We start from the raw sequence: 228 nt of genomic DNA, 5'->3' as shown, positions 1-228 counted from the left end.
CCAGCAGCTTGAGCGTATCCGGGCTAAACCCTTTTTCGACACGCAGCTCGTCCGGCAACCACTGATGGTGGAAACGCGGCGCATTGGTCGCTTCGGCGACGTTCATGCCATAATCGATGCTATTCACCACCATTTGCAGCACCGTGGTGATAATCCGGCTACCGCCTGGGCTACCGGTAACCAGCCAGGTTTTACCGTCTTTCACCACAATGGTCGGCGACATCGACG

The 228-nt window shown here is 57.0% G+C and carries 1 protein-coding gene; it reads right to left on the bottom strand.

Annotated elements, in window-relative coordinates; genetic code table 11:
* On the bottom strand, positions 1-228 hold a 228-nt coding region (locus R2R70_RS23825), incomplete at both ends, for a gamma-glutamyltransferase (protein WP_410979465.1).

The organism is Cobetia sp. SIMBA_158, assembly GCF_046566945.1.
In the GTDB taxonomy this organism is placed as follows: Bacteria; Pseudomonadota; Gammaproteobacteria; order Pseudomonadales; family Halomonadaceae; genus Cobetia; species Cobetia amphilecti.
This window is presented reverse-complemented; position numbering and strand designations above follow the sequence as displayed.